The 2,750-nt window shown below is 60.2% G+C and carries 3 protein-coding genes; 2 read left to right on the top strand and 1 reads right to left on the bottom strand.

The window, feature by feature from the left end; genetic code table 11:
• Positions 1–77: 77 nt before the first annotated feature.
• The gene (gene ftrA, locus QMX91_RS30490) at positions 78–1,052 is read right to left on the bottom strand and encodes a transcriptional regulator FtrA (protein ID WP_282413855.1); all 975 of its coding nucleotides are present in this window, start codon (positions 1,050–1,052) and stop codon (positions 78–80) included.
• Positions 1,053–1,154: 102 nt separating this feature from the next.
• On the opposite strand from ftrA, the gene QMX91_RS30485 reads away from it, so the two are divergent.
• Both QMX91_RS30485 and QMX91_RS30480 read left to right on the top strand, forming a co-directional pair.
• Positions 1,155–1,583 (top strand): rhodanese-like domain-containing protein, encoded by a 429-nt coding sequence (locus tag QMX91_RS30485; RefSeq protein ID WP_139054640.1) that lies wholly within the window; start codon positions 1,155–1,157, stop codon positions 1,581–1,583.
• Positions 1,584–1,828: 245 nt separating this feature from the next.
• Positions 1,829–2,608 carry an ABC transporter substrate-binding protein gene (locus QMX91_RS30480; RefSeq protein ID WP_003226194.1) on the top strand — a complete coding sequence of 260 codons (780 nt, stop codon included), beginning with the start codon at positions 1,829–1,831 and terminating at the stop codon, positions 2,606–2,608.
• Positions 2,609–2,750: the final 142 nt, after the last annotated feature.

Below are 2,750 nucleotides of genomic sequence, written 5' to 3'. Positions count from 1 at the left end.
AGCAAGCTCGCTCCCACAGGGGGGCCCATTTCAAATGTGGGAGCGAGCTTGCTCGCGAAGGGGTCATCACAGTCAACTCAAGAAATGGCCTTGACCCCACGCCCAAACCGCTCCCGATACACCGACGGCGGCACCCCGACCACGCTGCGAAACGCCACGCGAAAACTTTCCACCGAGCGATAACCGCAGTGCAGGGCAATTTGCTCGGTGTTGTGCACGCTGCTCTCCAGTAATTCCCGCGCCCGGGCCAGTCGCTCGTGTTGTAGCCACGCTTTGGGCGATTGTCCGCTGGCTTCGGTGAAACGGCGCAAAAAGGTGCGCTCGCTCATCGCCGCTTCGCTGGCCAGATCGCGCACTTCCAGCGGTTGGTGCAAGCGCTCGCGGGCCCACTGCATCACCCGCGACAAGTCGTTTCGCGGCGTCGCGCTGACCGGCGTGGGGATGAACTGTGCCTGACCGCCAGTGCGTTGCGGCGACATCACCAGACGCCGGGCCACTGAATTGGCGACCTGGGTGCCGAAGTCCCGTGCCAGCAGATGCAGGCAGGCATCGATCCCGGCGGCGCTGCCCGCCGAGGTGATCAACTGTCCGGAATCGACGTAAAGCACATCCGGATTGACCGCGATCGCCGGGTAGCGTCGCGCCAGTTCATCGGTGTAGCGCCAGTGGGTGGTCGCACCGTGGCCGTCGAGCAAGCCACTGGCGGCCAGCACAAACACCCCTGAGCAAATTGACAGCAACCGCGCACCCTGGGCGTGGGCCTGTCGCAAGGCGTCGATCAGCGCCGGCGGCACCGGGGCCTCGCGGTCGCGCCAACCGGGAATGATGATGGTGCGCGCCTGCGCCAGCAGCTCCAGGCCGCCGTCGGCCAATACGTGAATCCCGCCCATGGCGCGCATCGGCCCTTGATCAACGGCGACGATGCAGTGCTCGTACCACGGGAAATCGAATTCCGGCCGGGGCAGGCCGAAAATCTCCACGGCAATGCCGAACTCGAAGGTACAGAGGCCATCGTAGGCCAGAATCGCGACCAATCCAGGTGAGTCAGGCATTTGGCGGAAAATTCCCGGTGAGTGTCTTGCGCGCCACTGTAGCGCCAAGTGCCGGCCCGATAAAGTCTGCTCACACCCCAACAGATGAAGGAGCCACACAACATGACCAGCCTGGTTCGCGACATTCCTGCTGCACCGTCGGCGATTGCCCTGATGCACTTCAGCAACCGTCTGACGTTTGAAACCGATTGTTCTGACGTGTACAGCAGCCAGGAAGCCGGTGAAGTCGATTTTGTCCTGGTCGACGTGCGCGGGCCTTTGGCGTTCGAGCGCGGTCACGTGCCGGGCGCGATCAACATTCCGACCCGCTTGCTGACCGCCGAAGGCCTGGTGGAGTATTCGACGAGCACGTTGTTCGTGGTCTATTGCGCCGGCCCGCACTGCAACGGCGCCAACAAGGCTGCGGTGAAACTGGCGGCGTTGGGTTACCCGGTCAAGGAGATGATTGGCGGCGTGACCGGCTGGCTGGATGAGGGATTTTCGCTGAGTGTCGAACAGCCTGCCCGAGTTGTCATTGCCTGCGAATGCTGACAGGTTTTTCAGCCATTTCCTGAGCAGAATCGGAGTTTGTCCTACAGCCTTTGCACCATGTCGGCGCACCGTTGATCCCGGTCAACGCGTGCGCCGATTTTCTGTAAGTATTTGTCGCCTAAACACAATTTGCCCTGTGCGCGCCGCCATAGACTGCCGGCCACGTCGGTTTTTGCTGCTCAATGGCCATGACCGAACGCCAATCGAAAGCTGCCAATAAAAGCCTCCGCACACAGGAGTAATAAATGAAGAAGCTAGTGATGTTCGGTGCCCTGGCACTGTCGATGTTGTCCCTGACCGCTGTGGCCGAAGACGCCAAACCGATTCGTCTGGGGATCGAAGCCGCTTACCCGCCATTCTCGATGAAAACCGCTGATGGCAAACTCACCGGGTTCGACGTCGATATCGGCGACGCCCTGTGCAAACAGATGGACGTCAAATGCGTGTGGGTCGAGCAGGAGTTCGACGGCCTGATCCCGGCACTCAAAGTGAAGAAGATCGACGCGATCCTGTCCTCGATGACCATCACTGACGACCGCAAGAAAAACGTCGATTTCACCATCAAGTACTACCACACCCCGGCGCGCTTCGTGATGAAGGAAGGCTCCGGTGTCAAAGATCCGCTGACCGAGCTCAAGGGCAAGAAAGTCGGCGTGCTGCGCGCCAGTACCCACGACCGCTACGCCACCGATATGGCCAAGGACGCCGGGTTTGAAGTGGTGCGCTACGGCTCGCAACAGGAAGCCAACCTGGACATGAAATCCGGCCGTCTCGACGCGATGCTCGCCGACTCGGTCAACCTCAGCGACGGTTTCCTGAAGACCGACGCCGGTAAAGGCTTCGAATTCGTCGGCCCGACTTACGAAGACGCCAAGTACTTCGGCGGCGGCGCCGGGATTGCCGTACGCAAGGGCGATACCGAGCTGGCCGAGAAATTCAACAAGGCCATCACCGAAATCCGCGCCAATGGCGAGTACAAGAAAGTCCAGGACAAGTACTTCGACTTTGACGTGTACGGTCATTAATACGCTGTAGAAAAAAGTGGCCCCGTTTGCGCGGTGGCCACTTTTTTTATGCTCTGATTCATAGGAGAACCCTGTAGGAGTGAGCCTGCTCGCGATAGCGGTTTAACATTCAGCCGCTTTAGTGCCTGACACACCGCTATCG

Source organism: Pseudomonas sp. PS01299 (genome assembly GCF_029960145.1).
Taxonomy (GTDB): domain Bacteria; phylum Pseudomonadota; class Gammaproteobacteria; order Pseudomonadales; family Pseudomonadaceae; genus Aquipseudomonas; species Aquipseudomonas putida_A.
This window is presented reverse-complemented; position numbering and strand designations above follow the sequence as displayed.